This window comes from Edaphocola aurantiacus (assembly GCF_019797745.1).
In the GTDB taxonomy this organism is placed as follows: domain Bacteria; phylum Bacteroidota; class Bacteroidia; order Chitinophagales; family Chitinophagaceae; genus Edaphocola; species Edaphocola aurantiacus.
The window spans coordinates 94,764-121,234 of record NZ_VOSI01000004.1 but is presented as its reverse complement, the minus strand read 5'-3'; the positions used below and the strand labels follow the sequence as shown (position 1 = coordinate 121,234).

At 44.4% G+C, this 26,471-nt stretch carries 19 protein-coding genes and 2 tRNA genes; 6 read left to right on the top strand and 15 right to left on the bottom strand.

Annotated features, from left to right (window positions below; all coding sequences use genetic code 11):
- The first annotated feature begins 16 nt into the window (after window positions 1-16).
- Together FTD44_RS12465 and FTD44_RS12460 are read left to right on the top strand one after the other, a co-directional pair.
- A complete protein-coding gene (locus FTD44_RS12465; protein ID WP_222166765.1) occupies window positions 17-1,096 on the top strand; it encodes an AI-2E family transporter in 1,080 nt (359 codons plus the stop codon).
- 36 nt (window positions 1,097-1,132) lie between these two features.
- The gene (locus FTD44_RS12460; RefSeq protein WP_222166764.1) at window positions 1,133-2,089 is read left to right on the top strand and encodes an ion channel; all 957 of its coding nucleotides are present in this window, start codon (window positions 1,133-1,135) and stop codon (window positions 2,087-2,089) included.
- Window positions 2,090-2,811: 722 nt separating this feature from the next.
- Here the strand turns inward: FTD44_RS12460 and FTD44_RS12455 are convergent.
- The 4 genes from FTD44_RS12455 to porW all read right to left on the bottom strand — a co-directional run bounded on the left by FTD44_RS12455 (window position 2,812) and on the right by porW (window position 7,564).
- Window positions 2,812-2,885 (bottom strand) — tRNA-Asn (locus FTD44_RS12455).
- Between the two features lie 336 nt (window positions 2,886-3,221).
- Window positions 3,222-3,629: a hypothetical protein gene (locus FTD44_RS12450; RefSeq protein WP_222166763.1), complete on the bottom strand. Its 408-nt coding sequence runs from the start codon at window positions 3,627-3,629 to the stop codon at window positions 3,222-3,224.
- Window positions 3,630-4,018: 389 nt separating this feature from the next.
- Window positions 4,019-4,092: transfer RNA gene (locus FTD44_RS12445), tRNA-Asn, on the bottom strand.
- 76 nt (window positions 4,093-4,168) lie between these two features.
- A complete protein-coding gene (porW, locus tag FTD44_RS12440; protein WP_222166762.1) occupies window positions 4,169-7,564 on the bottom strand; it encodes a type IX secretion system periplasmic lipoprotein PorW/SprE in 3,396 nt (1,131 codons plus the stop codon).
- A gap of 183 nt (window positions 7,565-7,747) precedes the next feature.
- On the opposite strand from porW, the gene FTD44_RS12435 reads away from it, so the two are divergent.
- From FTD44_RS12435 to FTD44_RS12420, 4 genes are read left to right on the top strand one after another with little or no spacing between them, the layout of a single operon-like run.
- On the top strand, window positions 7,748-8,245 hold the full coding sequence (locus tag FTD44_RS12435; RefSeq protein WP_222166761.1) for a GNAT family N-acetyltransferase: 498 nt from the start codon (window positions 7,748-7,750) through the stop codon (window positions 8,243-8,245).
- 43 nt (window positions 8,246-8,288) lie between these two features.
- A complete protein-coding gene (locus tag FTD44_RS12430) occupies window positions 8,289-8,900 on the top strand; it encodes an L-threonylcarbamoyladenylate synthase (protein WP_129019853.1) in 612 nt (203 codons plus the stop codon).
- A 16-nt stretch (window positions 8,901-8,916) separates the two neighbouring features.
- A complete protein-coding gene (locus FTD44_RS12425; RefSeq protein WP_222166760.1) occupies window positions 8,917-9,339 on the top strand; it encodes a hypothetical protein in 423 nt (140 codons plus the stop codon).
- A gap of 27 nt (window positions 9,340-9,366) precedes the next feature.
- Window positions 9,367-10,377, top strand: coding sequence for a BtrH N-terminal domain-containing protein (locus FTD44_RS12420; protein ID WP_246625432.1), 1,011 nt, complete (start codon window positions 9,367-9,369; stop codon window positions 10,375-10,377).
- A 92-nt stretch (window positions 10,378-10,469) separates the two neighbouring features.
- On the opposite strand, the gene FTD44_RS16215 is transcribed toward FTD44_RS12420, so the two are convergent.
- The 11 genes from FTD44_RS16215 to FTD44_RS12365 all read right to left on the bottom strand — a co-directional run bounded on the left by FTD44_RS16215 (window position 10,470) and on the right by FTD44_RS12365 (window position 26,459).
- Window positions 10,470-11,009, bottom strand: a complete 540-nt coding sequence (locus FTD44_RS16215; protein WP_222166759.1) for a T9SS type A sorting domain-containing protein — start codon at window positions 11,007-11,009, stop codon at window positions 10,470-10,472.
- 107 nt (window positions 11,010-11,116) lie between these two features.
- On the bottom strand, window positions 11,117-13,414 hold the full coding sequence (locus FTD44_RS12410) for an SdrD B-like domain-containing protein (protein ID WP_222166758.1): 2,298 nt from the start codon (window positions 13,412-13,414) through the stop codon (window positions 11,117-11,119).
- A gap of 354 nt (window positions 13,415-13,768) precedes the next feature.
- Window positions 13,769-14,470, bottom strand: a complete 702-nt coding sequence (locus tag FTD44_RS12405; protein ID WP_129019856.1) for a L,D-transpeptidase family protein — start codon at window positions 14,468-14,470, stop codon at window positions 13,769-13,771.
- A 74-nt stretch (window positions 14,471-14,544) separates the two neighbouring features.
- On the bottom strand, window positions 14,545-15,267 hold the full coding sequence (locus tag FTD44_RS12400) for a Bax inhibitor-1/YccA family protein (RefSeq protein WP_246625431.1): 723 nt from the start codon (window positions 15,265-15,267) through the stop codon (window positions 14,545-14,547).
- Window positions 15,268-15,390: 123 nt separating this feature from the next.
- A complete protein-coding gene (locus tag FTD44_RS12395) occupies window positions 15,391-16,407 on the bottom strand; it encodes a DUF3078 domain-containing protein (protein WP_222166757.1) in 1,017 nt (338 codons plus the stop codon).
- A 222-nt stretch (window positions 16,408-16,629) separates the two neighbouring features.
- Window positions 16,630-17,646, bottom strand: a complete 1,017-nt coding sequence (locus tag FTD44_RS12390; RefSeq protein WP_222166756.1) for a DUF3078 domain-containing protein — start codon at window positions 17,644-17,646, stop codon at window positions 16,630-16,632.
- Between the two features lie 53 nt (window positions 17,647-17,699).
- Window positions 17,700-18,731, bottom strand: coding sequence for a gliding motility lipoprotein GldB (gldB, locus tag FTD44_RS12385; protein WP_222166755.1), 1,032 nt, complete (start codon window positions 18,729-18,731; stop codon window positions 17,700-17,702).
- 61 nt (window positions 18,732-18,792) lie between these two features.
- Window positions 18,793-19,518 (bottom strand): tRNA1(Val) (adenine(37)-N6)-methyltransferase, encoded by a 726-nt coding sequence (locus FTD44_RS12380; protein WP_222166754.1) that lies wholly within the window; start codon window positions 19,516-19,518, stop codon window positions 18,793-18,795.
- A gap of 6 nt (window positions 19,519-19,524) precedes the next feature.
- The gene (gene tsaD, locus FTD44_RS12375) at window positions 19,525-20,544 is read right to left on the bottom strand and encodes a tRNA (adenosine(37)-N6)-threonylcarbamoyltransferase complex transferase subunit TsaD (protein ID WP_222166753.1); all 1,020 of its coding nucleotides are present in this window, start codon (window positions 20,542-20,544) and stop codon (window positions 19,525-19,527) included.
- Between the two features lie 21 nt (window positions 20,545-20,565).
- Window positions 20,566-23,010 carry an AsmA family protein gene (locus tag FTD44_RS12370; protein WP_222166752.1) on the bottom strand — a complete coding sequence of 815 codons (2,445 nt, stop codon included), beginning with the start codon at window positions 23,008-23,010 and terminating at the stop codon, window positions 20,566-20,568.
- A 53-nt stretch (window positions 23,011-23,063) separates the two neighbouring features.
- Window positions 23,064-26,459 carry a DUF4175 family protein gene (locus tag FTD44_RS12365; protein WP_222166751.1) on the bottom strand — a complete coding sequence of 1,132 codons (3,396 nt, stop codon included), beginning with the start codon at window positions 26,457-26,459 and terminating at the stop codon, window positions 23,064-23,066.
- Window positions 26,460-26,471 lie beyond the last annotated feature (12 nt).

Below are 26,471 nucleotides of genomic sequence, written 5' to 3'. Positions count from 1 at the left end.
TATGCAAAATCCAAACATGAGACAGAAAGACATTATGCAGTTCCTGGCCTACCGCCTGGTGGTCATCAGCATTATTGTACTTATGCTCACCTTTGGCAAAAGCGTATTACTCCCCCTGGCTATGGCCACTATTTTTGCCCTGGCTATGGCAACCCCAACCCGATACCTGGAAAAGAAGGGACTGAGCCGCTCCTGGGCTGCTACCATATGCCTGCTTCTTGCATTGCTGATATTGAGTGGTGTATTCCTTTTCATCTCTGCACAGGTAATCAATTTCCGGAACGATTTTCCGCAGCTGGAGAATAAGTTTAATGAACTGATCGTCGATGCCCAGAACTTCATACAGGACCATCTGCATGTTTCTCCAGCGGTGATACAGGAGAATATTGATCCCCTGCTGAAAAAATTACTGAATGAAACGCCTAATGTAGTGGGCAGTATGATTTCATTTTTCTCCAGCTCTATGCTGCTGGGTGTCTTTACCTTTATCTATACTTTAATGATCCTGATCTATAAGGATAATATCGGTACCTTTCTGAATGTCAGTTTCCGTCATCTGGAAGGCGGTGCTGTAGCGCAGATCATCAATAAGACACAAAATGTGATCAAAGGCTATCTGAACGGCCTGCTGATCGAAATGCTGATTGTTGCTTCCTGCCTGGCCCTGGGCTTCTCGATTGTGGGGGCTAAGTATGCTATTTTACTGGCGGTGATTTCTGCGATGATGAATGTAGTACCCTACCTCGGATTCATTACGGCAGCCATCATCAGTGTGATCATTACTTTTGCGACCAACTCTCCGCATGCGGCCATATGGGTGGGCATTATTTCTATTATTGTACACCTGATCGACAGCAATATAATCCTGCCGGTACTGGTAGGCAACAAAGTCAGCATTAATGCGCTGGCTACGATCGTCAGTGTATTTATCGGTAGCCTGATATGGGGCATTCCCGGTATGTTCCTGGCGGTACCTACAGTAGCTATTTTTAAAGTTATTTTCGACGAAATTCCAAATCTTCATCATTGGGGAGTTTTGCTGGGCGGACGCCCCAAGCCTCCTAAGCTCAAGAAGAAGCCCGTGGTGAAGGCATAATCACAACATTCCCCTTACCCTTTAATTATCTCATTCATGGCTATACATAAGCCCGGGAAGAAAGATATTGACAATACCGGACTCAACAGCAGGGCTACGACCAAGTATGCCCGTTTTATCAATAAGGACGGTAGCCCCAATGTCGTATGGCGCGGCTCCGGCATCCTGGATCGCTACAGCATTTATCACTACCTGATCAATATCCCTAACTGGAAGTTTATCCTGCTGATTTTCGGATACTATATGCTCATCAATCTACTGTTTGCGGGCATATACTATGTAGGCTGCCAGAACCATCTTTTAGGGCTGATCAAGGGCACTCCTTTTGAGACCTTTGAAGAGGTATACTTCTTCAGCTCTCAGACCCTGACTACGGTAGGATACGGGCGTATAAGCCCGGAAGGTTTACTGACCAATACCATTGCCTCTACTGAGGCCCTGATCGGCATCCTGACCCTGGCGATTATAACCGGTCTTCTTTATGGCCGTTTTGTCAAGCCCAAGGCTTATATCCGTTACAGCGACAATGCGGTGATCGCTCCTTTCCGGGACAGCAAGGGACTGATGTTTCGCCTGCTGCCAATCAAGAATGCCCGACTGAGTGAAGTGGTTGTAACCCTGACGGCCAGTATGATGATTGAGGAAAACGGGAAAACCATCAATAAGTATTACAGCCTGCCGATGCAGTTCAATACCATCAATTCTTTGTACCTGAGCTGGACCATTGTGCATCCTATTAATGAGGACAGTCCGATCTGGGGCATGAGTATGCAGGAGCTGGAGGAAGCTGATTTTGAATTTATGGTCTACCTTAAGGCTTATGATGAAGATTTCTCCAACACGGTTATATCCCGCACCAGCTATACCTTCGATGAGATCCTGAATGGCACAAAATTCACCCCGATGTATTATGATTCTGAAGAGGGAGAGGGAACTATTATCGATGCCAGCAAACTAAATGATTATACAAAGACCCCTGAAAGCAGGATATAAAGAGAATGATATACAAAACAAAAATTCGCGCTCCAAGGAGCGCGAATTTCGTTTCCAATAAATGTGCTCATTTTTTGGATAAACTCAACCGATTATTATCACTCAGAACGAAAGAAACCGATGGCAAGAATTCTGCATTGTCCTATTTATTTATAATCCATAGGTGTTGGAATATATGTGCATAAAACTTTACTTCATCAAACAAATAATCGAATTCAGCTACCCTCACAAGCTGCCTGAACAGGCGGCTATAAGACAAAGGATATAGCATCCATAAACTACTACTACTACCAAACCGGACGCTATACCTCTATCTTGTTTCCTCAGATCATCATTCACTGCTATCATTTTTCACAGGTGCAGCTGACTTATGATACATACCTTCAACGATAAAATTTAGAAGCATCAGCTCTCCTCAAAGCTTCGGCTTAACGAGCTATATCATATACATTTCAATAGCGATCTTCTCTGTATCAGGGATGTATAAAACACAATCTATTCATGCACAAAAATCAGGATATTATACTTTTTGTACAATGACCTGATCAGACTATTTTAAGTACTGAATCTGATAATATTTCTAATATATTTATGGTAGTCGGCCTATGTATAGTGATTACCTGTTAATGAGTAGCAGCAATCTTGTACAAGAGCTATTGTAATGATTACAGAAGTGGTAAAGACATAAAAAAAAGCTCCGGTAAAATACCGAAGCTTTTTTGCTCTCCCTTCAGGACTTGAACCTGAGACCCCCTGATTAACAGTCAGGTGCTCTAACCAACTGAGCTAAGGAAGATTCTTTCCCCGTTTGGGATTGCAAAGATAAAACAGTTTTTGAATTCTTCCAACAGATTTGAAAAGATTTTTTAAAAAAACCTCGTGCAAACCCAGGCCTGGCAATGATTGCTGTACACAAAAAAGCATCAGTAAGCTTACTGATGCTTTTTTGTGTACTTAACCGGCGAAATATTAGATTAATTGTAGCAAAATCTAACTGAAATGTGTGCTTTTAATGGCCTTTATTTATTACAGACAATGAAAATAGGTTCACCTGGTCATCAACTGTTAGCACTATAGATATGCAACAGCGTTTACAAGATCACTTATCTGGTGATCTTATATTTATGTTATGCTATTGACATACAAAGTAAACACGATATACATAATTACCCGGAGAAACCTGCTTAATTTCCAGCACATCGCAATTTATAGAGAAAGAGACATAATTACCAGATGAAGCATTGATAGCTGCAATTTCAGAAGGTCCAAGATCGAATGTTACAGGGGTGCCAGGATATAACGAAGCATCGAAGGTTATTACGAAATAATTGGCATCACCAAACTTTGATAAGGGTGAGCCATAGGTCATATTGGTTAGAGCAGTACATGTTGTGTAAGTACATACGGAAGCGGTTGAAGTACCTAAGCTATACAATGGATCTCCAGGCACGTTTTCGCGAGTCAAGGTAGCAGCATTGGATGTTAAGCTAGTAGCCAGTAAAGTGATACCTAAAACAAGCATTGAATATAATCCTTTCATAATAAGAATTTAGAATGTTAATGATACTCAAACATACATCAATTAGATATTAAATACAATAAATATTACCCACAATAAAGAATTATTTATTGATATAAAAAAGGAATACACCATAACAGTTACTGTTATGGGCATAGTATTTAACGGTACAATTTCGGAGCAATAAATCCAACACTTAAGCTTTGATCTGCTACCATACCTTTCGAACCCTATACACCAGCCACAACAGAAGCAATAGGCAAGCTTGGTGGTATAACTCCGAGAAAAACTAAATAAAAAAAATCAGATTTGCATCATCAAAACTCATGAAGTTTTTAGCCTAATAAGCAGTATGGGTAAGGCTTTAAAAGAAAACAGCCCTGCAAAAACTGCAAGGCTGTATAGTGAAGCTCTCCCTGCTGGACTTGAACCAGCGACCCCCTGATTAACAGTCAGGTGCTCTAACCAACTGAGCTAAGGAAGATTCTATTTCCCTGTTGGGATTGCAAAGGTAAAAAACGAATTTGATTCTGCAAAATTTTCTTTAAAAAATCTAAAAATTATTGCGGGTATTTATTCTTATAAAACTCCTGGTATTTAGCCCAGTCTTTATCGGTAAACAATTTGATGATATTGTCCGAAGAAACCATAATTAATTCATACTCATTAGCCGAAAAGTCACGGAATAGGTTCGCCTGTTTTTTAAGGTTGCTGATATATGCTTTTGCAGCTGCTGCATTCTTAAACTCTTTTACAACCACAATATTTTTCTGCCCGTCAAGTGGGGTCAGGGAAGTGGTCAGTTCATTCAACCCTTTCTGTGACTGATGGTAATCTTTAAGTCCTGCACGCAGGCCCACCAATCTGTTCTGATCTCCTGTAGCGGCTATCAGTACATAATGCAGGTTAGCAGGAGTATAACTATACGCAGCAGGTACATTGGCTCCGGCCATAACCTGCGGGCCATTGGCACCATTACTTGCCGATGCTGCAGGTTGCTGCGACATTGCCTTCTTCACATACTGTTGCAGGGATTTAGCCCAGCCAGCAGTCTCATCGTTAGGGTGCTGTGCAATAAATCCGGTCAGTAAGGAGTCGGCTGTTTTATAATCTCCCTTACCGGCTATTGATGCGATACGCACCAGTGTATAACGATTAGCAAATGGTGCATAAGCATTAGGATACAGGGATTGTGCACTGTCGGCATTGCTCATTGCCAGTTGGTAATCCTGGCTCATCAGTGCATTATAGGTACGCTCATAATGTGCGGCAATATCTTCCTGACTGCTTTGTTCCTGTACCTGCGCAGCATTAGTAGTCATCAGTCCGGCCCATTTAGAGTCTGCGTATTTACTTTTCAGTGTTTGCGCATAAGCATCTGCATCGGTTACGGATGATTTGGCCAGCGCCATACGATAACGGTTATATAATTCCTCGGCACGGTTAGGATGTTCCGGGAAGCGTTTGTCCAGGTCATCATACGTTTTAATCGCCATTGGAATATCTTCCATATTCTTATAATATGCTGTACCCAGCTCAAAAAGGGATTGCTGCAGTCGGCCTTTCATCTCCCTGATATCTTTCTCTGTCTTGGGTATTCTGGCCAGCAGATCCTCTTCTGTAGGCAGGCTTTTCAGCGGATCAGTTTCTTCCTCTTCTTCCTCGGCACCTGCAGTACTACCACCACCGGATTTAAAGTTATTACTCCTGTTCCAACTGTCTTTTAAGGTACGTTCACCCCATTTCTGTTTAAAGGTGTTGATACCCTGCTGTACCATAGAAGGATTGGCGAAGTAAAAAGTCGACCCTCCGCCTAAAGATACCGGTCCGGCAAGTACAGGGTTATTCCCTGCTGCTGAAGGATTTTTGGCCAGGTATATACTATCATTGATTCTTTTTTCCAGGTCTTTGATGTACCTGCGGGCTATAGCTCTTTGCTCTTTTTCGGAGAGGCCGCTGAGTGTCAGTAAACTATCCAGGTATCTTACTTCATTACCAGGTGCAGCTACTTTGTCCAATGCCTGTGAGCGCTGCAATGCCACCGGATGTTCCGGCTTATTCGCTTCGGTCAGGAAGAGCAGGGCACTGTCATAAGATATTTTAGCTTCATTGTACTTATTCTGGTCATAATACAAGGCCCCCATTGCCGCAAAGGACAATCCTTTCTGCGTTGGGTTAGTAGTACTTTGCTGAATACTCTTACGGTAATTGGCAATGGCTCCGGGCACATCTTTATTGCGCTCGGCCACTTTAGCCATAGTGAAATAGATCTTATCGTAAAACGATTTGTACTTCGCTTCGCGACTCATTGCACTGAGGCTCTGCATCAATTGTTGTGCATCTCCCCTACCGGCATTAATACTGTTATTGACCAGGTGAATACGGGCATTAAAATCCATCTCCATAGCAGGCTTCAGGTCTACTACTTTGGCAAATGCAGAATCAGATGCAAGGAGGTTATTTTCTCTTTGCAGAATCTGCCCCCTAAGGTAGGCTGCCCGCTCTCTTAGCCATTTAGGCATCTTTTCATCATCGTATATCTTAGCCAGGTCGTCGGTAGACTCGGCATATTCAAACTTTTTAAGGTCAACGAATGCCTGAGCGGCAGAGAATCGACCTTGCAGGTCTTCATTAAACTGCTTGCTGCTGCGCACCATATTCAATACCGTCTGAGCCATATTGACCTGACTGTCCTGTGCCAGCGTTCGGGCCAGCCAGAGCATCGCATCGTTCTTAGAGGAGAGGTGGGTGAATATATTCTTCTTTTCTTCCTCTGCCAGGTCATTACCTTCTGCAGATTTAGTTTTGGTATTTCCTTTTTTCTGACTCTTTTCTTTTTCTTTCTGACGCTTCTCTGCTTCTGCAGTGGCTACGATATATTTGAATGCATTAGCAGCATTGGTATAATCTCCTTTGTAGTAATATGCCTTGCCCACCAGCAGGTACATATTATCCTGCCATTTGCTGCGCGGATCGTGAATCTGTATACCTACTCCTGCTCTTCTGATGAGGGAGTCCATATCACTGGCAAACCTTGTGGAATCCTTGTCCGGATCGAAAGGATATAAAGGCAACAGGGAATCGTAATTATTATTGGCCAGCTTGAGCATATTCTGCTCCATCTTATCCATATTCAGATTGGCATTATAATAGTAGTTATACCGTGTGGTGGTATTATGAAATACCTGCCGCACAAAACCCCATTTCTTTTTACGCATCTGCTCGTTGGAATAGGCATCTCTTTTCTTCTGCTCTTTGGCCCTTTCTTTGGCATTCGCCTTTTTCTCCCTGTCTTTTGCCCTCTTCTTGCTTAAGGCCTCGCGCTCAACTTTCGCCTTTGCCAGACTATCGGTGCGTACTGCTCTTACCGCAGCTATACTGTCTTTAATAACCTTGTTACGCGCCGTCTGGGCAGCTATAACCGCCTGCAGACTATCGTTATACTGCTTCCGGACAGCCGCCAGGCTATCCTGCATACGCTTACGCTCTGCAGCCATCTGCTCATTGCGCTTTTCTCTTAAGGTAGCCAGACTATCTAGGCGGGCCTGTTTCATCCGGGCTAGGCTGTCTTTATAGGCCTTGCTTTCCCGGTATGCTTTGGCTTTGACCAGGCTATCGGAGCGACGCTGCTGTATTACCTTCAAACTATCGGATATGCGCATACGGGCCGCACGCTGTGCTTCCAGTACGGTATTCAGGCTATCCCGGTAATGTTTATTGGCCGCGGCTGTGCTGTCTGTAATACGTTTCTGCGCCGCCCGCATGCTATCCAGCTCACGGGTGCGTGCAGTCTTCATACTATCTACATAGCGCTGCCGGGCCTGCTTCATACTGTCGATATACTCTTTAGAACCAGGCTTTAACTGGCTCGCTTCGTAGACAACCTTACGGGTTGTATCGGCAGGTGAAGTGACTTTTTGAGGATTTTGCTGCCTTTGCTGTTGCTGAGCATACATTTGTTGTATACAAAATGCAACAAGCAGGAACAAAAAACTATATATATATCTGTATTTTTTCAATTTTCGGGTCTTAACTGTGCGATGTTACAAAAATAATAACTACTTTAATAATAAAATATTGCTCATTTTTCAATTTTTTTTGCGCTTTCTCTGCATTTTTGCAGTTAAAAACATCCAATCGTGCCTCATCATATTACTATTGTCTCTCCAAAAGCCCTGCATTATATTACTGATATTGCCGCCCGTACCTGGAAGGTTGCTTATAAAGACATCCTGAGTCCGGAACAGGTTAGCTATATGCTGGAAGAAATGTATGCGCCGGCTGTACTGCTGCAAAGACTCGAAAAGGGTAATTTATTCTACCTGATCTATGATGAGCTGGAGGTACCTATGGGCTTTGCCGAAGTAGAACTGAATATAAACGGCGCTGAAGCTAAGCTTCATAAGATATATGTACTGCCAGAAGCCCAGGGCAAACATATGGGCCTTCAATTGCTGAACCACATCAAATCGGTTGCCGCCGCCGGTGCACAAACAGTGCTTACCCTGAATGTAAACCGTTATAATCCGGCGCTTAACTTTTACCAGAAGCATGGCTTTACCGTGCTTCGTGAAGAAGATATCAATATAGGCAATGGCTACTACATGAATGATTATGTAATGCAGTACTTATTTTAGTGTATTTTTGTATACATACAATCACTATATATAAAAATTCAATATGCTTGTACATCTACATCCTGACAATCCGCAAGAACGTGTACTGAAGCAAATCGCCGATGTACTGAAAAAAGGTGGGGTTATTATCTACCCTACTGATACCATATATGGTATTGGCTGCGATATCAATAACCAGCAGGCTATTGAAAAGGTATGCCGTATCAAAAATATCAATCCCAAGCAGGCGCAATTCTCTTTTATCTGTAAAGATCTGAGCGAACTCAGTACTTATGCAGCCAATATGAGTAACCCGACATTCCGTTTTCTGAAAAGCTGTATTCCGGGGCCATATACATTTATCCTGAATGCGACTAAACTGGTACCCAAACTGCTGAAGACGAAAAAGGACACTGTGGGTATCCGTGTTCCGGACCATAAAATAACGCATGCCATAGCCGAGGCTTTAGGTAACCCGATCATGAGTACCTCTTTACCACAGGAAGCTGATGTAGAGCACTACACGGACCCTGAGGTTATTCACGAGGATTTCGGCCACCTGGTAGACATGGTCATAGATGGCGGTATAGGTAATATACAGGTATCTACTGTAATCAGTCTGGTTGATGACTATCCTGAGCTGATCCGCCAGGGGGCAGGACCTTTCGAAATATAAAATTTACTTTTGCTTTATGAAAACGAATGAAGTACCCCAGGACAAGGGTAATTATAAAAACAGGGACCAGAGCCGGAAAGTGGTATATGCGACAGATGAAAAAGGCGAATATACTACGGTAAACAGTGATGGCTGGGAGGTAGAACACCTGGCCACAATTCAGGCCTGGGACCAGGCTAAACTGGAACTGGAAGAGGTACTGGATGGTATTCGTAAGGGAGCATTAAGTCCACTCGCCTATTTCATGAAGAAGAACCTGATGGATACCGGTATACTTGCCCGCCATGTAGGTAAATGGGGCTGGCAGGTAAAACGCCACCTGAAAGCCAGAGTATTTGCCGGGCTACCGGAAAGTATGCTGCAACGCTATGCAACCACATTCAATATAACGGTTGCAGACATCCGTAACTTCAATCCCGATACTGCTGAGCAGCATTAATCATCACTTATAATTCCAGATCATATTTTGCCTGTTATAGATTTTAAGCACCAGATGCATGCCCACTGTGAGAGTGGTGCAACAACCAATTTATTAAGACATTACGGTGTACCCATGACCGAGCCCCTGGCTTTCGGTATCGGCGCCGGACTGTTCTTCAGTCATATTCCTTTTATTAAAGTAAACGGTGTGCCCGGCACCAGCTACCGCAGCTATCCCGGCACCATCTTTAAAACCCTGATGAAGTCGCTGCATATTGATTATACCATGCAGCAATTCGGCAGCAATGAAGCCAAAGGAAAACAGGCACTGGACCAGCTGCTGGACCAGGGTATACCGGTAGGTATGCTCTCCGGCATCTTCTACCTTACTTATATGCCCGAGGCCTATCGCTTCCAGTTCAATGCGCACAACCTGGTTGCCTATGGCCGGAAAGAGGATGGCACTTACCTGATCAGTGATCCTACCCTGGAAGGGCTGCACGAGATCGCTCCCGAGGATATGCAGAAAGCACGTTTCGCCAAGGGCTTTCCTGAGCCTAAGGGCAAGCTATACTACATTACCGGTGTACCGCAACAACTGGATATGGAGCAGGCCATCAAAAAAGGAATCAAAAAGAATATATGGCTGTATACCTCTCCGCCAATCGGTATTTTCGGAAATAAAGCGATACATACCCTGGCGAGAAAGATCAAAACATACCCCGATAAACTTACCGACAGGCAGGCTGTTCTGTACGTAGGTAATATCATACGTATGCAGGAGGAGATCGGTACTGGTGGTGGTGGTTTCCGTTTTCTGTATGCAGCGTTCTTACAGGAAGCCGCAGAAATACTGGGTAAACCGGAATTAAAAGAGTTTTCTCAACGCATGACGGCTATTGGCGACCAGTGGCGGAATTTTGCCTACAGCGCAGCCCGCATCTGCAAGGCCCGAAAATCTGACCTGGTCAGCTATAATGACCTTTCCGATATGCTGCACCAGATCGGGCATGATGAATTACGCCTGTTCAACGAGCTCAAGAAAGTAAACATATAAGATCAGCCAAATATAAAAATCCCCCGCAGGGTATTGAGACCAATACTACCCTGCGGGGGATTTTTATGTGGTTAAATGAGGAAAGCTATTGTTTACTGTTTCACTACTTTAATCTGTGCAACCGGTGTGGTGCCAGTATATACGGTGATGAAATAAACCGCGGGGGTCAGTGTTTCCAGCGACAGGGTCATTTGCGGACCATTACCCGTAGTTTCCAGTACTTTTCTACCACTCACATCGCTAACCGTAACAGTTGTCTGATCGCTAATACCCTGGATCATTACCTTATCCATAGTTTCTGTTGGGAATACCTGTATATCGGCTGCACAGGATATAGCTACCAGCTGTACTCCACTGTAACTATAACGCGTATCATGATCATTAAATCTTAAACGGTAGGTATAACGCCCTTTTGCCAGTGCCTGGTCGGTATAACTGTAGGCAAAGCCTGCGCCGCGTGCTGTGATCGAAGCTATAGGGCTAAATGCCTTGCCTTGCTCACTACGCTCTACCTGTATGTTTTTCAGTTGCTCTTCTTTCAATGTTGTCCAGTCCAGGCGTACCGCACAGTGGTCATCTACTACAGCTGTGAATGCACCTAAGGTTACCGGCAAGGGCTGACTGAAGTTCACGGTATAGGTTGCAGGACTCGGGTCTGCTTTACCTGCCTGGTCTATTGAAGTAAACTGGAAGCTGGTTGTTGTTGTACCTAAAGGCGTACTTGCTGTTGCCGTTATTGTCAGTAAAGCGGGATTGTATCTCCGGGATTGATCGTTACTCCATTATATTTCAGGACAAAACCATTGGTAGGTGTGGCCGTTACAATAACCGGTTTGCCGCTCAGAGGGGCTTGTACACCACCATTATCTTCAGGATCGGAACCCTGCATCGGTACATCAGACAGTGTGATGGGTACACCAATAACAGGAGGTCCGGTAACGGTTTTAGTGGCATCGTAACTTTCCGGCAGACGTTCGTAGCCAAAGTTTACATTCGTAACATCATCTGTAGGATTTGTCGGATATACTGTAACCTCCATATCCGTATTAGTAAGGTTGTTACCCGAGGTATTGTTAAGCCCTGTATTGCTACCGGTAGTCGCCCACCCGGCAAGCGAAGCCGCAGGATTATACACATCTCCCGCGTTTAATACCTGTGTACTGGTTACAACTTTATAAGTTTTAAATTCTGGTGCGGCCAGACTAAATGTACCATCTGCAGCTACCGGCGAGATTCCCGTAACCTGATTGGTAACAGGGTCTATCAAGTAAGCAAATAAAGGGGCGCCGCTCAGGTTATTGATCGGTGTTCCGTCCACCAATCCGTTATTCAGCCCATTCGCATCATTATAAATGGTGCCGCTGATCATATAAGAAGACTTGCGCAGGAAGAAATTGTCCAGGTACGCATCATTACCATTTTGCGCGGAGGAAGTCGTTAAATAATATACCCCGTAAGTACCCGAAGTAGCCGCGTTAAAACTTATAGTTACTTTATTCCAGCCCAGATTAACACTATCGGTCTGGTTACCTATAGTCGGTTGTACCACCAGATATCCTATAGCAGCTGTATCACCTGTACCCAGATTTCTTACAAAATATTTCAATTTGGTAGGTACGGCATACTGACTGCCTTGTTGCCATTTATTGGCCGCCTTACCATATACACCGATAGAATAATTATTATTGGCAGACAAGGTTATGGTATCTGTAAAAATGGTAGAGTTTGTAGAGGTATCTTGCACACTCGCACCGTTTATGGCCATATAGCGATCATTCCATGCCCCGGTAGTGGCACCGGTAGTATACCGCCAACCCCAGCTATAAAAACTAAATGGTGATTTAACGTACAGCTTACCATCACCATTAAACCCCGTTTCGATATAGGTTGAACTTAAAAAATCACAGATGGCATATGTTCCGTCATTTTGCAACACTCCGCTACCGCCCGAAACGTGGGTGTTACTAAAAGTATAATTCGTTCCCCAGGCATAATTTGTGGTCGGAAAATACAATTCCGGATGAGGAGCTGAAAGGTTATAAATATGTCCATTGGCATGGGCTAAGAGAAAGTTATTGCCCATGGAGTCTGTAGTACCGAAAGTACCTCCAAATTCATTAGTGAGGAGATTGGGATTTAAGGTAACCGCTGTATCAATTGCAGCAGAGGTCTTGGGCGGCAAAAAACCAAAATCCAATACACCATTCTGGCTATAGGGACTAGGTACCTGCAGTGAAGATGTATTACCAAATAAGTAAGCCCCATCGGCACTTGTTGAAGGATAGGCAAAGGCCAGCTTTTCTGTTCTGGGTTGCAGGCTACCCTGTGGCTGCACGATCACAGAGAATCGTTCCAGGCCATCGAGCTGGGCGCTGGTAAACTGGTAAGCACCGTTTGCATCGGTAAGTATAGTGGCGATCGGAGTGCTCACGGTAAGCTGCTTAAGCCAAACTTTTGTTCCTGCCACAGCAGGTTCTGCGCCATCTTTGATATTATTCAGGTTAAAATCCTGGAAAACAGAACCGCTAATGCTGAAATCAAGAAACAGCTCTGCCTCTGCTATGTGCATTGCTATGCCGCCGTTATTGACCAGGCGGTAGTAGCGATAGGCCGTACTGTTAGTGGCTGCAAAAAATTTTCTTGATCCCTGCATCTCCCAGGTATTAGCCGTGCGGGAGTCCAGGTTTACATAACCGCTGCCTGCAGTATTGGATCCCTGCAGGGTCCAGCTGGCCGGGTTAAAGCTGGCATTAGCAGGATCATTCGTGAGACTATAGCCTTTAATGATCTGTGCACTACCAAGGTCGATGGTGGCGGTACCATTGCTGTTCAGCAATATAAAATTCGAAGGGTTGTTATTGACCAGGTTGCTGCCTGATATACTGGTCCCCAGCCCTGAGGTGTCTACAGTAACGCTGGTACCGGAGCTGGTCGCATCCTGTAAGCTTTGCGCCCGGGCTGCATAATTTGATCCTGCGAGTAATACCAGTGCGCATAGTCCAGCTCTGGTGAATCTCTGTTGTAATGTTAAGCTCATATCTGTTATTTTTAAGGTTAACTATTGTGTTTATTTACTATCGAGGACGCCATAAAATCATATGACATTGAGTCCCAATGCAAAATTCCCACAATAGAAAATCCCAGTCAAAACCCAGGAGCTAACTTATGTACTGTTTTTGTCTAACCCGGACAGGCATACCTATCCAGGCCCATACATTTGTACTGTATTTATATAAAATAACCATATATTATTCACTGAGTACCAAATATCAGAAAGCAAATCTCTTATATACATTCCAGATTTTGCGCCTTAGAAACAGGCATATAAAAAGAGCGCAACCGGTATTGGTTGCGCTCTTTTTATATGCCTGTACTTACTGTATAGCTTATCTTATTTCTTTATATATACCCTTACTCCCGGGCGTACAAACTTGTAAAAGTCCATGATATCATCTGTAGTCATCGACACACAGCCATCTGTCCAGCCCAGACCCATTTCTACCATTTTAGCACCGGTTGGGTAGGTACCGTGAATACCTATCGCACTGCCCACACCTACCTGAGGTGAGATAAGCCCCTGGGCTTTTGCCGCCTGGTGCTTTTTATAGGACTCTTCGTTCGGGTAATTCAGCTGGATAAATTTGCCCCAGTTTGCATTGTCGCGCACACTGATAATTTTGAACCAGCCTTCGGGTGTTGCACGATCACCCTCACATAACTTATCCTTAAGCCTGTCCGGACCAAATACGGCACGGTATTGGCGAATGCGTTTCTTTTTGTAAATCAGGGCTACCAGGTAATTGGTCTTGTCTACATAGACCAACAGGGAGTCCCTGTTCATAGTATCCACATTAAAAGGTTTCCTATCCTTAAAACTGGGCATTGGCGGAGAGATCGTCGTTTGCGTTACGCGCATACCATCCTTAAAATACTGGATTTTACGGACGATATTGCCATGTGCATCTTTGCGCTCTTCCAACACAGTTATTGTCTTTGGTACATCTTTCTCCTCAGTCTGTGCCCATACCCTTCCGCTGCCTGCGATACCTAATATTGCGGTAAGTATAAGTAAGCTCTTTTTCAATAACTTCATTGTACAAAACAGAATAATTGTTTTACAAAAAATAAGCAGCCAGCAAGGCTGCTTATCAAACAAATATACGAAAATTAATCTCTTCTTCCAAAAATGCGCAACAGCATCAGGAACAGGTTTATGAAATCGAGATACAGGGTTAATGCCCCCATAATAGCCCCTTTCTGGCGGGCTTCTTCGCTGTCCAGCAATGCTAATGCTTTGATTTTCTGCGTGTCATATGCAATCAGGCCCACAAATACGGCTACACCTACATAAGAGATAATCCAGTACAGCATGCTGCTGCCCAGGAAAATATTTACAATAGAAGCAATAATCACACCCACCAATGCCATGAGCATTATACGGCCGAAAGAGGTAAGGTCCTGCTTGGTAAAATAACCGATCAGGCTCATGATACCGAAGGTAACTGCTGTAGTCCCAAAAGCAGACATCAGCGTAGCTCCGCTGTATCGTAACAATATGGTGGAGAACGTAAGCCCTGTAAGCGCTGCATATACCAGGAAGACAAACGTTGCGGTACCGACACTCATTTTATGTATGCGCAGGCTTAAGTAGCCCACCAGTAATATCTGTCCTAAAAAGAGTCCGAAGAAGATAAACGGATTTGCAATTAAGGCCGATAAAATAGTAGGATTGTTCACCGTAAAGAATGCCACGGCCGCCGTAATAGTCAGCGCTAAGAACATCCAGCCATATACTTTAGTAATATACTTGGCCACATAGTTCTGGTCAATTACTTTATATTCTCCATCCATAAGAGAATCATTGTTGTAATCATTTTGATTGTAATCCATAATAATAGCTTTTGAATAGTACAAATATAACGAATTCCCTGCGATTCTGATTGTAAGTACGCTTAATGCATAAAAGGAGCCAGTGGCTCCTTTTATGCATTAAGCGTACTTATGTAAATTGCTTTAGAACTTATAATTAAAGCTCAGGGAGAAGGTTTGCTTGATCTGCCACCAGCCCAGTCCGCGCAGCGGATCCTGACTCTGGTTACCGCTAGCATCTTTTGAAGATACAAATGGCACATCATTGTCATAGATGGCAGTCAATCCGAAGTTGGCAGAAAAATACTTAAAGAACTTAAACGCGATAAAGTTGTCTACCAGGATATCGATATTGCCCGGGTTATCTTTTTTAATCAGGTTTCCGGTCTCATCATAGGTATTTTTGGCCAGGTAATTAGAGTATAAGTCTAATCTTCCCCTGTACGTTATTGTTTTGCTCAGATCCTTCTGAAAACGCGCTGACAAATATGCCCCTAATTCCATGCGCAGGGTCTTATTATAAGGCACACCAAAAGCGCCGACACTACTTCTGCCGGTGTACTCTTTAGACACAAAAGTCATACGCATGGCGGCCGGCGACACGAATACACTAAACATAGATCCTTTACGGTATTCGATACCGGGAGATACAAGTACATACAGGGGTGAAAGGAACCCGGAGGTACTGCTATCCCTCCAGTTAGGCAAGTCGTAATTATAACCTTTACTGAATTGTGTCTTAGCATTCAACAGACCGGAAATATAAAAATTTGTGTTATTGCCTCCTAACCTATAACCATATTTGGATGTATAATCCAGGCGGTCATCTGTTTTACGTGGCTGAAAACTATTGGAATAAGCATAGAACAATCCATAGTTGGCATCCAGGGTATTGGTCCATATATGCCGGTTATAATAGCGGATAATATTACCATTAAATACGCCATTGACGGTGAGGGATGCCAATTCGCCCCCTGCAGCCCAGTTATGTAGCATGCCCTGATTTCCGCCAAGATATATATTGGCATTCCTGATCCAAGCTACGGTATCTATATTTTGATCTTCCATTTTTTGGGCAGAGATCTCATCTACATTAGTAAGTTGTGCCTGGCTGCTTAAGGATAATAAAGTAGCCCCAAGTAACAGTAATCTTTTCTTCATTGTTTTGGAATTGTAGTTGTTATTTAATAGTTGTAGTTTATTTTCTTTCAAGAATGACAAAAGTAGTATCATCAATCAAGTAAGTACTACTCATTCCGGTTAATACCATGTTATACTTATTATTAAATCACAAATATTATAAAACATAAAAAGAGCCAAGAAGCATAGGTATTACTTCATGGCTCTTTTATGTATTATTTATCAGTATTATACGGTCAGGCTTTAAAATTTATAGGTAAATCCTACCGTAAAGGTCTGTTTGATCTGCCACCATCCTAATCCGCCGATGGGTTCTTTTATCGGGTTGCCATTTGCATCTTTTGTGGGAATAAAAGGCACATCGTTATCATAAATAGCCGTCAACCCAAAATTGGCAGAGAAGTATTTAAAGAATTTAAAGGCAATAAAATGGTCGAACAGGATATCAATATTACCCGGATTGTCCTTTTTAATCACATTTCCGTTAATGTCGTACGTATTTTTGGCCAGGTAGTTAGAATACAAATCTAAGCGGCTGCGGTAGGTAATGTTCTTCGTAATGTCTTTCTGGTACCTTGCCGACATATAAGCACCCACCTCCATGCGCAGGTTTTTATTATAAGGCACCCCGAAGGCGCCCACATCGCTACGGCTGGTATACTCTTTAGACACAAAAGTCATACGCATGGCAGCCGGCGACAAGAATACGCTCAGCATAGAACCTCTACGGTATTCTATACCCGGAGAAACCAGTACATATAAAGGTGAAAGAAAGCCAGAAGTGCTGCTGTCTCTCCAATTCGGAAGGTCATAGTTATATCCTTTACTGAACTGTGTTTTGGCATTCAGTAAGCCGGAAATATAAAAGTGTGAGTTTTTGTCTCCCAACCTGTAGCCATATTTGGACGTATAATCCAGGCGGTCATCCGTTTTACGCGGTTGGAAACTATTAGAGTAGGCGTAAAACAGTGCATAATTAGCATCTACGGTATTAGTCCATACATGCCGGTTGTAATAACGAACGATATTACCATTCAATACCACATTGACAGCAAGGGAGGCCAATTCTCCTCCCGCGGACCAGTTATGCAGCAAGCCCTGGTTACCCCCAAGGTAAAAATTGGCATTTTTAATCCATGCTACGGTATCTACATTTTGACCCTCTACTCTTTGCGCATAGATTTCATCTACTTTACTGAGTTGCGCCCGGCTGCTTAAGGATAGTGCGGCAGCTCCGACTAACAGCAATACTTTTTTCATTGTACAATTAGAATTGTGAATTGTTGGTGCTTAAAATATTAATAATGTCTGTGTTAAGGTTTATATTTTGACGCCTGGAAAGTGGCGGTATTATCCTGTTCGTTCAGGATCTGCTGCAGGTCTTTGCCGCTTTTTTGCGCATAGGCCTCAACAATACGGTATCCGATAAAGGCACTAACATTGCCCGGAGCTTCGGCAGGGAAACCTGCAGAATTAGGCGCCGGCGTAGCATAGCGCATGATCTGCTGGTAATTTTTACTGTACAGCAGGTTATCTTTCAGGAAGAAGTTATAAATCAGTGGTTCATTAGCCTCACACCATTTCATCTGCTCGGGAGTATAGCCTAATATAAGGTTCAAAGGCATCTGCGGCAATACCTTGTGCAGGTAATACACCTCCTTACCATTCAGCAGCATCAGGTCCAGCAGTGATTTATTGAAATTATCATGTTCGTACACACTGTTATACACTGCTTTGGCTGCCCACATCGGAATATTCTCAGGGGTGTGGTTGATGAGTGCATAATCTGGTATACCTATGGCCTGGTAAGGGAGAAAACTCTTGCCCAGGAACATATCCAGACCAATACCTAATTGATCATTATGGGTAAATGAAGTCCATTTGTTCAGGCAGGAAGTAAAATAATACACCTTGGTCGGCAAGGGTACATTTGGCAGATAATACTTGATGTGTTTGAAGGCATCCAGTATAGCCTCGTTGTACTTACGGGTATCTGTAAATACTTTATTGACCGTATCGTTTAATGCTTTGAAATCAGGGTGAACAAAAACCGTGCGTACCGGAACTATATGTTCGGCATTGGTATACGGCTGTTCTATATGACCGAAAGGCAGTAAGGTATCCAGATAAAAGGGAAGAAAAGTCGGATACTTCTGCTGTAACTGCTGCAAGCCTTCTGGAACAGCATTACTGTCAATGGCAGAAAAATCTTTATAGAAGTCAACGTAATCCAGCTTTACAGCTACTTTACTGACATCAACATCTCCGGCACCAGGGCCGCAGGAAACAAATATGTTCAAAAGGATACAGGCCAGACCGGTTCCTATAGTAGAAAGTATACGCAATTTTATAGTTTTTTGCCTGCAAATGTATTAAATATTTCATACAACAGATAAGGCACTTAACTTACAAATGCAGATAGTAGGGGTTTAACAAATCTATAAACTCAGGGGTATAGGTGCGGGAACCCGCTTCGTAAATGCATAATCCGGTTGTTTCCGTTTGCGGATGTACCTGCCTGCTCATCAGTCCTACTACCCTGTTGGGCGCTTTATGGAGATGCGGTCTGATCAGTAATTGGCTTTGTACATGCAGGCCGGCCTTGCGGGCAATGCGTATCCAGGCATCCCATTCAGATGCAGGGTATAATATACCAGCTTTACCATCGGCAGACAGGAGCTGTGCTACTTTTTCGGCCAGCACTTCTTTACTTAAAGTATGGCTATGCCTTGCCATGCTCCGATGGCTATCCTGGCTCTCGAGATGATTGTGAAAGAAGGGCGGATTACAGATAATGGCATCATACAATGAAGTATCATCCATATCCTGCAAGGCTTTGCCGCAGACCCGTACCCGCTCGGGCCAAGGGCTGTTACGCACATTTTCGGCAGCCTGTGCACAGGCGTCTTCATTAATTTCAACAGCAGTAATCAGGGCATGGGGTATTTCCTGTGCCAGCATCAGGCTCAGCAATCCGGTACCGGCACCAATATCCAGTATAGTCGCAGGATTGTACTGTCTAAACACAGTAGCCAGCCAGGCCCCTTGTATACAGGCATCTGTACTCACTTTCATCGCACAACGATCCTGTGCTATACGAAACTGTTTGAAGTCGAAATACGCGTTAGGCATAGATAATTATTTCCAGGCAGCTCTTGCAGTAGGCACTGCCAGCAGATCGGTAAATTCTTTACGCTGCATTTTATAATGCGCCGTAACGGCGATCATCGCTGCATTATCGGTACAATATTCAAACTTGGGCAGGTACACTTCAATCCGCAGTTTCTTACCCAGTTCGGTCAAGGCCGTACGCAGGCCGCTATTGGCCGATACACCTCCTGCTACACCTATATGGCGTACCTTATATTGTTTAGCCGCTTTTTCAAACTTTTTCAGCAAAGCAGTGACAATGGTATATTGTACAGAAGCGCAGATATCCGCTATATTTTTCTGCACAAAATCCGGGTCTATTGCTTTTTGCTTCTGAAGGAAATATAAAACGGCGGTTTTGATCCCGCTGAAACTATAATTCAAGCCTTCCAGGCTGGGAATCGGGAAAGGGAATGCCTTAGGATTGCCCTGCTGTGCATAACGATCGATCAGCGGGCCACCCGGATAAGGCAGTTCGAGCATTTTAGCAATCTTGTCAAAAGCCTCTCCGGCCGCATCATCAATGGTCTCGCCCAGTATCTCCATATCCAGCGGACTATGGCAGAGCACAATCTGTGTATGACCTCCCGAAACGGTAAGGCACAAAAAAGGAAATGCAGGTTTAGGGTCCTCAATAAAATGAGCCAGTACATGCGCCTGCATATGGTGTACCCCGATGAGGGGAATATTCAGGGCCTGCGCCATCCCTTTGGCGAAGCTGCTGCCCACCAGTAAAGAGCCCAGTAATCCCGGAGCCTGTGTAAACGCAATGGCCTGTAAGGATTCTTTGGAAATACCAGCGGTCTTCAATGCCTGGTCCACGACAGGGACAATATGCTGCAGATGGGTCCTGGACGCAATTTCGGGCACAACGCCTCCATATTGCTCATGCACTGTCTGCGTGGCAATAATATTGCTTAATACTTGTCCGTCTTTGATTACTGAAGCTGCGGTTTCATCGCAGGAGCTTTCAATAGCCAGGATAATCTGATGCTGTGGTACTTCCATTTCGCTGCAAAAATACGGGATTTATTCCTCGTCTTCATCTACAACTTTACCATTATCCTTCTCATAGCCCTTACCCACTCCGATAACGATTTTGCCGGATGCATCAGAGTGCGCGTTCAGGTTGATGACCAGCCCTTCGCCTTTCCTTCTGCTCAGGCCTCTTTCCTGGCGGTCTTTATCGACCTGCGGATTACGCAGCGGCACACGGAAGTCTATATTGGTGGGCTTACCCGGTGCCAGTCCATACACCCCGGCAAAGGACAGGTTCAGCGCACTGGTATGCAGTTCTGTTTTAGGAATAAAAATACTGCCGCTGCGAATATCGAAATTGCCGATAAAACGTTCTATCTCGATATTGTCCAGGCGCCGGTTTTTAAACCATTTCTGTACTTTATCGAATAAGGCAAAATTCTTTAAGGATGCTTTATTCAGATCATATTTTATGATGCCGTTCAAGCGTTCGGCCAGCAGTACGCCTTTATCGGTCACATTTCCATTCAGGCTTCCGTTCAGGGACACATTGCCACTCACATTTTTATCGGTCAGGCTTTTAAAGCCGAAATTGTTCATGGCATAAAACAGCTGGCTGACCTGCACATTTGCCACACTAAACTGCAGGTTGAACGGATTATTTACCGCCTGCTGGTTTACCTTACCACTGAGGTCAATAGCCCCCTGGGCATGGTTGAGGTGCAGATTATGTATGGTAAGACCGGAATTGGCGAAGGACATAGAGGAAACTACATTTGTAGCCACCATCTTGCGGTACACCGCTTTATTGATGCGCATATCCATAGCAATATCACTATTGGTAAGGAAGGCATCCAGGCGCTCGGAAGCAGAAACTTTACTGCGTTTGCCTGCGCTTCTTTTCTGTACGAAATAGGTCATGAATGCGCCCAGGTCAATATTATTACTGAGCAGGTGCAGGTTCATTGTAGCCTTTCCGGGTATTTCCACGAAGCTTTTCAGAAAGTCTTTCGAGACCCCATTAATGGAGATATCGCTGTTCTGCGCAAAGATCTGCACTTTATTCAGCAGCAGGTCCGGTCCGTTAAACCCGAGACTGGCATTGCCGTTATGGAATTTGAGGTTGCGGGAATTATAGACAAAGTCAAAATTCTTCAGGTCAATGGCACCGTATATTTCATCCGGGATCAGAGAGTTGGCAAATAAGGTGCCATTATACTTCAGGTCATAGCTACAGGTACCTCTAGTAAAGGTAAACTGATCGCCGAATGTATTGTTCAGCGCTGTGGCATCAAACTGCTCTTTAAGATAAGCGATCACATAAGGGCGAACAAAGTTCATGATCACCACATCACGACCCGACACGGGCAGTCCGTTATAGGAGGCGTGTACACTATCCAGCAACACCACCGAGTTACTGTCGTGCCGGCCTTTGGCTTCGTTTACATGATTGTAAAATTTGCCTTTGAAGTATACATCGGTAAAGGTAGATCCGAGCATACTTACCGTATTTTTCTCTGTCTTGAAATTGATGTCCAGGTACGGATTGGTTCCGCGCTCGAGCATGTCGCCACGAATGACCGCAGCCACTTCAAGTGTTTTGGCGAAATCGAATTTGGAGAGCTTATTAAAGATGTTTTCCGAAAGCCATTTTACGGCCACATTATAGGTAATCTTCTTTCCCTCCAGGTTGATCTGGAATGGCAAAACCTTTGGTCCGCCAAAACGCATCCAGGCCTTCAGTTTCAGCTTTTCATTATCTATTTCAATATCGCGCTCCTGTACTACACCGAGCCGGGTGATGGTATTGTAGTCAAAATGCAGTGTTCCTTTGATCTCTGCATTTTTCAGGAAAGAACCTTTGGACAGTTTAAAGCCCAGGCCACCCATCAGTATATTGACATCCGCTCTAATTTTCATAAAGCTGTCTACGCTATGTACGGTCGCATTGATCGTCCGCAGCTGCATGTGGAAGCGTTTGTTCATAGGAACATTATCAATCACAAAAGCTACATTATTGACTTCTATATTTTCTACCTCAATCTTGCTTTTTTTAGCCTTAACCTTCGGCACCCGGGGCTTGAGTAAATAGTTGTTTGAATAGCCGTTCTGATCAATAAAGATGTGAAAGGAACCCTCATCAGCAATGATCTTAGATATCCTGGGTTTACCGGTCAGTAAAGAGAAGATATTCAGGCGCACGTAGGCATGCTTCAGATCGATAAGTTTCTGATGGTGTTGTTCATAAAGGCTGTCCTGTAGCGATATACCATCCATGCGGATCGATATATTCGGAAAAGTGCGGAACAGTTCGGGACTGATGTCCTCTATATGTAACTGTCCTTCAATACGCTCTCCGGCTGCTTTTTCGAGGCGGGAAAGCAGTTCTTTTTTATGGGTCTGTACATACCAGTATAGTACACCCCAGAGTATCAGCAACAGTAAAAATAATGCTGCCAGTACGTACAGTATTTTTTTAATCCATTTTTTACGCATAGATAGGTGGGTACAGTTTGATTCTTATTGCTTTAAATATACTGTATATTTCTCTATTGTCCCTGAACTTTTTTCAGGTATTCCTCCGACATTTTCTGATAGAAGGGTTTTAATACCGGTGCGGTTGTACGGTAACGCTCAAATAGCATCTGCTGTTGCTTCAGGTAATCTGAGAGTTCTCCAGGCATTGGTCTCGGGGCGTCTTTGCCGGCCTCTGCACTGCGTTTATTATCTTCTTCCTGCTCTTGTATTGCCTTTTCGGCTTCCAGCATGCGGGTAAGAATCTCTTTATTTCGTTGTATCAGTTGGCTGATATCTTTACGGAATACCAGGTCAGTTTCCTGTTTATCCAGTTCTGCCTGTATGGCCCGTATCTCATTAGTCAGTTTGCTGCCCCCCTGGCCGTTACTGTTCAGTACATCCAGCAATTCCTGCATCTGTTTACGCAACATCGCCTGCTGCTGTGCCAGGCGCGCGACCTGCTCTGCATTACCCTGGCTGCCTCCATTTTGCTGCCCTCCAGAGTTCTGGCCACCCTGTCCGCTCTGTCCCTGACCCGATTGGCCGGGTTTATTTCCGGACTGGCCTTCCTTCATCTGCTGCATGCCCTGCCCCATCTGTTGCTGGCCGGTAATAATATCTTTCATCATGCCTGATCCACTGCCCTGGCCTTTACCTTTTTTAGGTTTGCTTTGCCCGCTGCCACTGGCGCCGCCTTGCTGAGATTGCATGAGGTTACTCAGCAATTCGTTCAGCAGTAATGCCAGGTTATTGGCCGCTGTCATTGCATATTGCTGACGGGGCAGAATCTCACCAATATTGCGCTGTTCAAAAGCGTCTAAAGTACGTGCAATATTCTGGTCCAGATCCGAAGTTTCTTTGTTCACCGTTGCGGCAATACTGAAGATTCTTTTGCTCAGCACGTACAGGCTGTCCTTGATCATTTTAGTATTATTCTTCAGTCGGTTCTGCTCTTTGGTCAGCAGCAGGTAAGCCGGACTGCTCACACTGGTGGTACGCAGTGCATTCATCAGCTTTTCCTGGTCGAAGGAGAAACGGATAAGATTGGTCAGCAACTGTCTTGTGGCTTTGATATCAATATCCAGCTGTTCCATATCCATACCCGAAGCCATCTGCTTCAGGCTCTGGCTCATTTCCTCCAGTTTGTTTTTCGCATTCTGCTGCGATTGCTTTGCATTCTTCTGATTATTCTGCTGTAGCTGTTCACTACTTTTATTCATTTCCGATTCTGCCTCTTTACCGGCATCCTGGGCTTTATCCAGTTGCTGCGGTTGTTGCAGTTGATTATTCTGCTGTTCAATGGCTTTCATGTCTTCCTTCATCGCCTTGTCCAGCTCCTGTTTGATCTGTTCCTGTTCTTTACGCAGCGCTTCATTACTTTGTGCACCGGTTTCAGTTTTCTGTTCCAGGGCTGCTTCTTTCTTCGACAGTTCTTCCATTTTCTGTGCCAGGCCCTCCATTTTCATCTGCATCTCCAGGCGCTTCATCAGCTCCTGCATCCGCTCCATATCCATATTGAACAGTTTATTATTCTGTTCCATCTGTTGCAATTGTTCCATTGCATTGCGCTGATCTCTTTTCTCCAGCAACTCCTGCAGTTTTTTGATCTGCTCTTCCAGCTGCTTATCTTTCAGGTTATCGATCTGATCCTTTATGGCCTCCTGTTTTTCTTTCAATTCAGGACTCAGGCTTTTGGCATCGCTTTGCTTGCGTTGTTCTTCAAATCTCTTTTTAAGGTTCTCCAGGTTAGCTTTCAGTTGCAGATTTTTGTCCAGCAGCGATTGCATTTTCTGATTGCGCTCCCAGCTGCTCTCTCCCGATTCCAGCATTTCTTTCTGCATGTTCTTAAACTCTTCGTTCAACTGCTCTGCCTGTGCGGCACTGCTGCTCATACTGGAGTTCATTTTCTCCGCATTCTCCTCCATCACTTTATCCAGCTGCTTCATATCCGGCGCCTTCCAGGACATTACAGAACTTTTACTGCTCTTACTTCCGTTAACGGCATCATTATCCCAGGCTTCAACGTAATAATTTACCTGGTAGCCCGGCTGTAATTTTAAAGTAGCAATATCAAAATAATGGGAGAATTGTACCACCTGCCCCCCGCTCTTCAACGGTACCGCTTTTATGCTTACCACTTTATTCTGCGGATCGAGTACCTGGTATACAAATGATACCTGGCGCAAAGCGTAATCATCGCCGGCAGTACCGGTCACCAGCACCTGCTGGGCAAATGTGGTATCCTTATGTGCATCTATACTCACCTGCGGGTACTGATCGTCTATAACCTGTACCTGGTATTGAAGCGTATCGGTTGTAGCCTGTGCATTATTTTTAAGCCATAACTGGTAAGGCATAGAGGCCATGAAGCGAACGGCGGTGCTGAAGCGTTTGCCCTCGCGGCTCATAGGCTGCTGCACATTACCGGCTTGTACCTGTACCTCATCGGTATGGGCTGCACCTAGCTCCCAGTGTATGGTGGTACCTACAGGTACAGTAACATCTGACAATCCCTGCATGGTCTCACTTTTCTTTCCCGTATATGCAGGATAAGTCAGGGTCATGCGCATCTGCTCCAGCTCCGGTTGAAATAATACAGATAGCTTATAGGGCTGCGAATAGTAATCGACCGCGGTGAGGCGGAAAGACAATGCATCGCTGACCTTGGGAAAGGTATAGGTAAATTTATGATTGCCGATAGATTTCATTTCGACCTGCTCGCTACCCAATACGAGGAAAAGGCGCTCTGGCAATTTCTCTCCCTGCACAGAAGCGGTAAGGGTGAATGCTTGTCCTTGTACTACCCTCAACTGTTTAGGGTCGACATAAAAAGTAAAGGGAGCCGGCTTCGCAAAGAAAACAGATGGTTGCGATAAGCGATAACCTCCTTCTGTAAATACCTTTGGGGCAATTACAAAAATCAGTGCGGCTGCAATAACCGGCAAAAACAGGAATGGCAAATACCGTTTGTTTTTGCGCATATCAATCGCAGCTCCAAAAGGCAGTACACTTATTTTACCCGCTTTCTGGTCTATGCTTGCGGCAATCAGTTCATTACTGGCCTCGCTTTCGCTGCTCTGCTCTTTCAGCTGCAATACATTCAGCAATTTGTCCTTTACTTCAGGAAAGAAATTACCGACAATGGTTGCTGCCTGCTCATGATTAATCACCTTGCCCAGTTGCTGCATTTTCAGCAGGGGTATAATAACCCAGAATACCAGGGAAAGCAAGCCCACACTGAGCAGGAAGACCAATAGGGTCCATTTTACCTGTATCGAAAAGTAGAAAAAATATTCACCTATAGTGATCAGTAAAAGATAGATCAGTAAACAGGCTGCAAAGATGAGCCCTCCGCGCAACAGTTGGTTGGCGTAGTACTTACGAATGAATGCATCCAGCTTCTTCAGTAGCAGATCGTAATGGCTCATTGTCTGGTATTC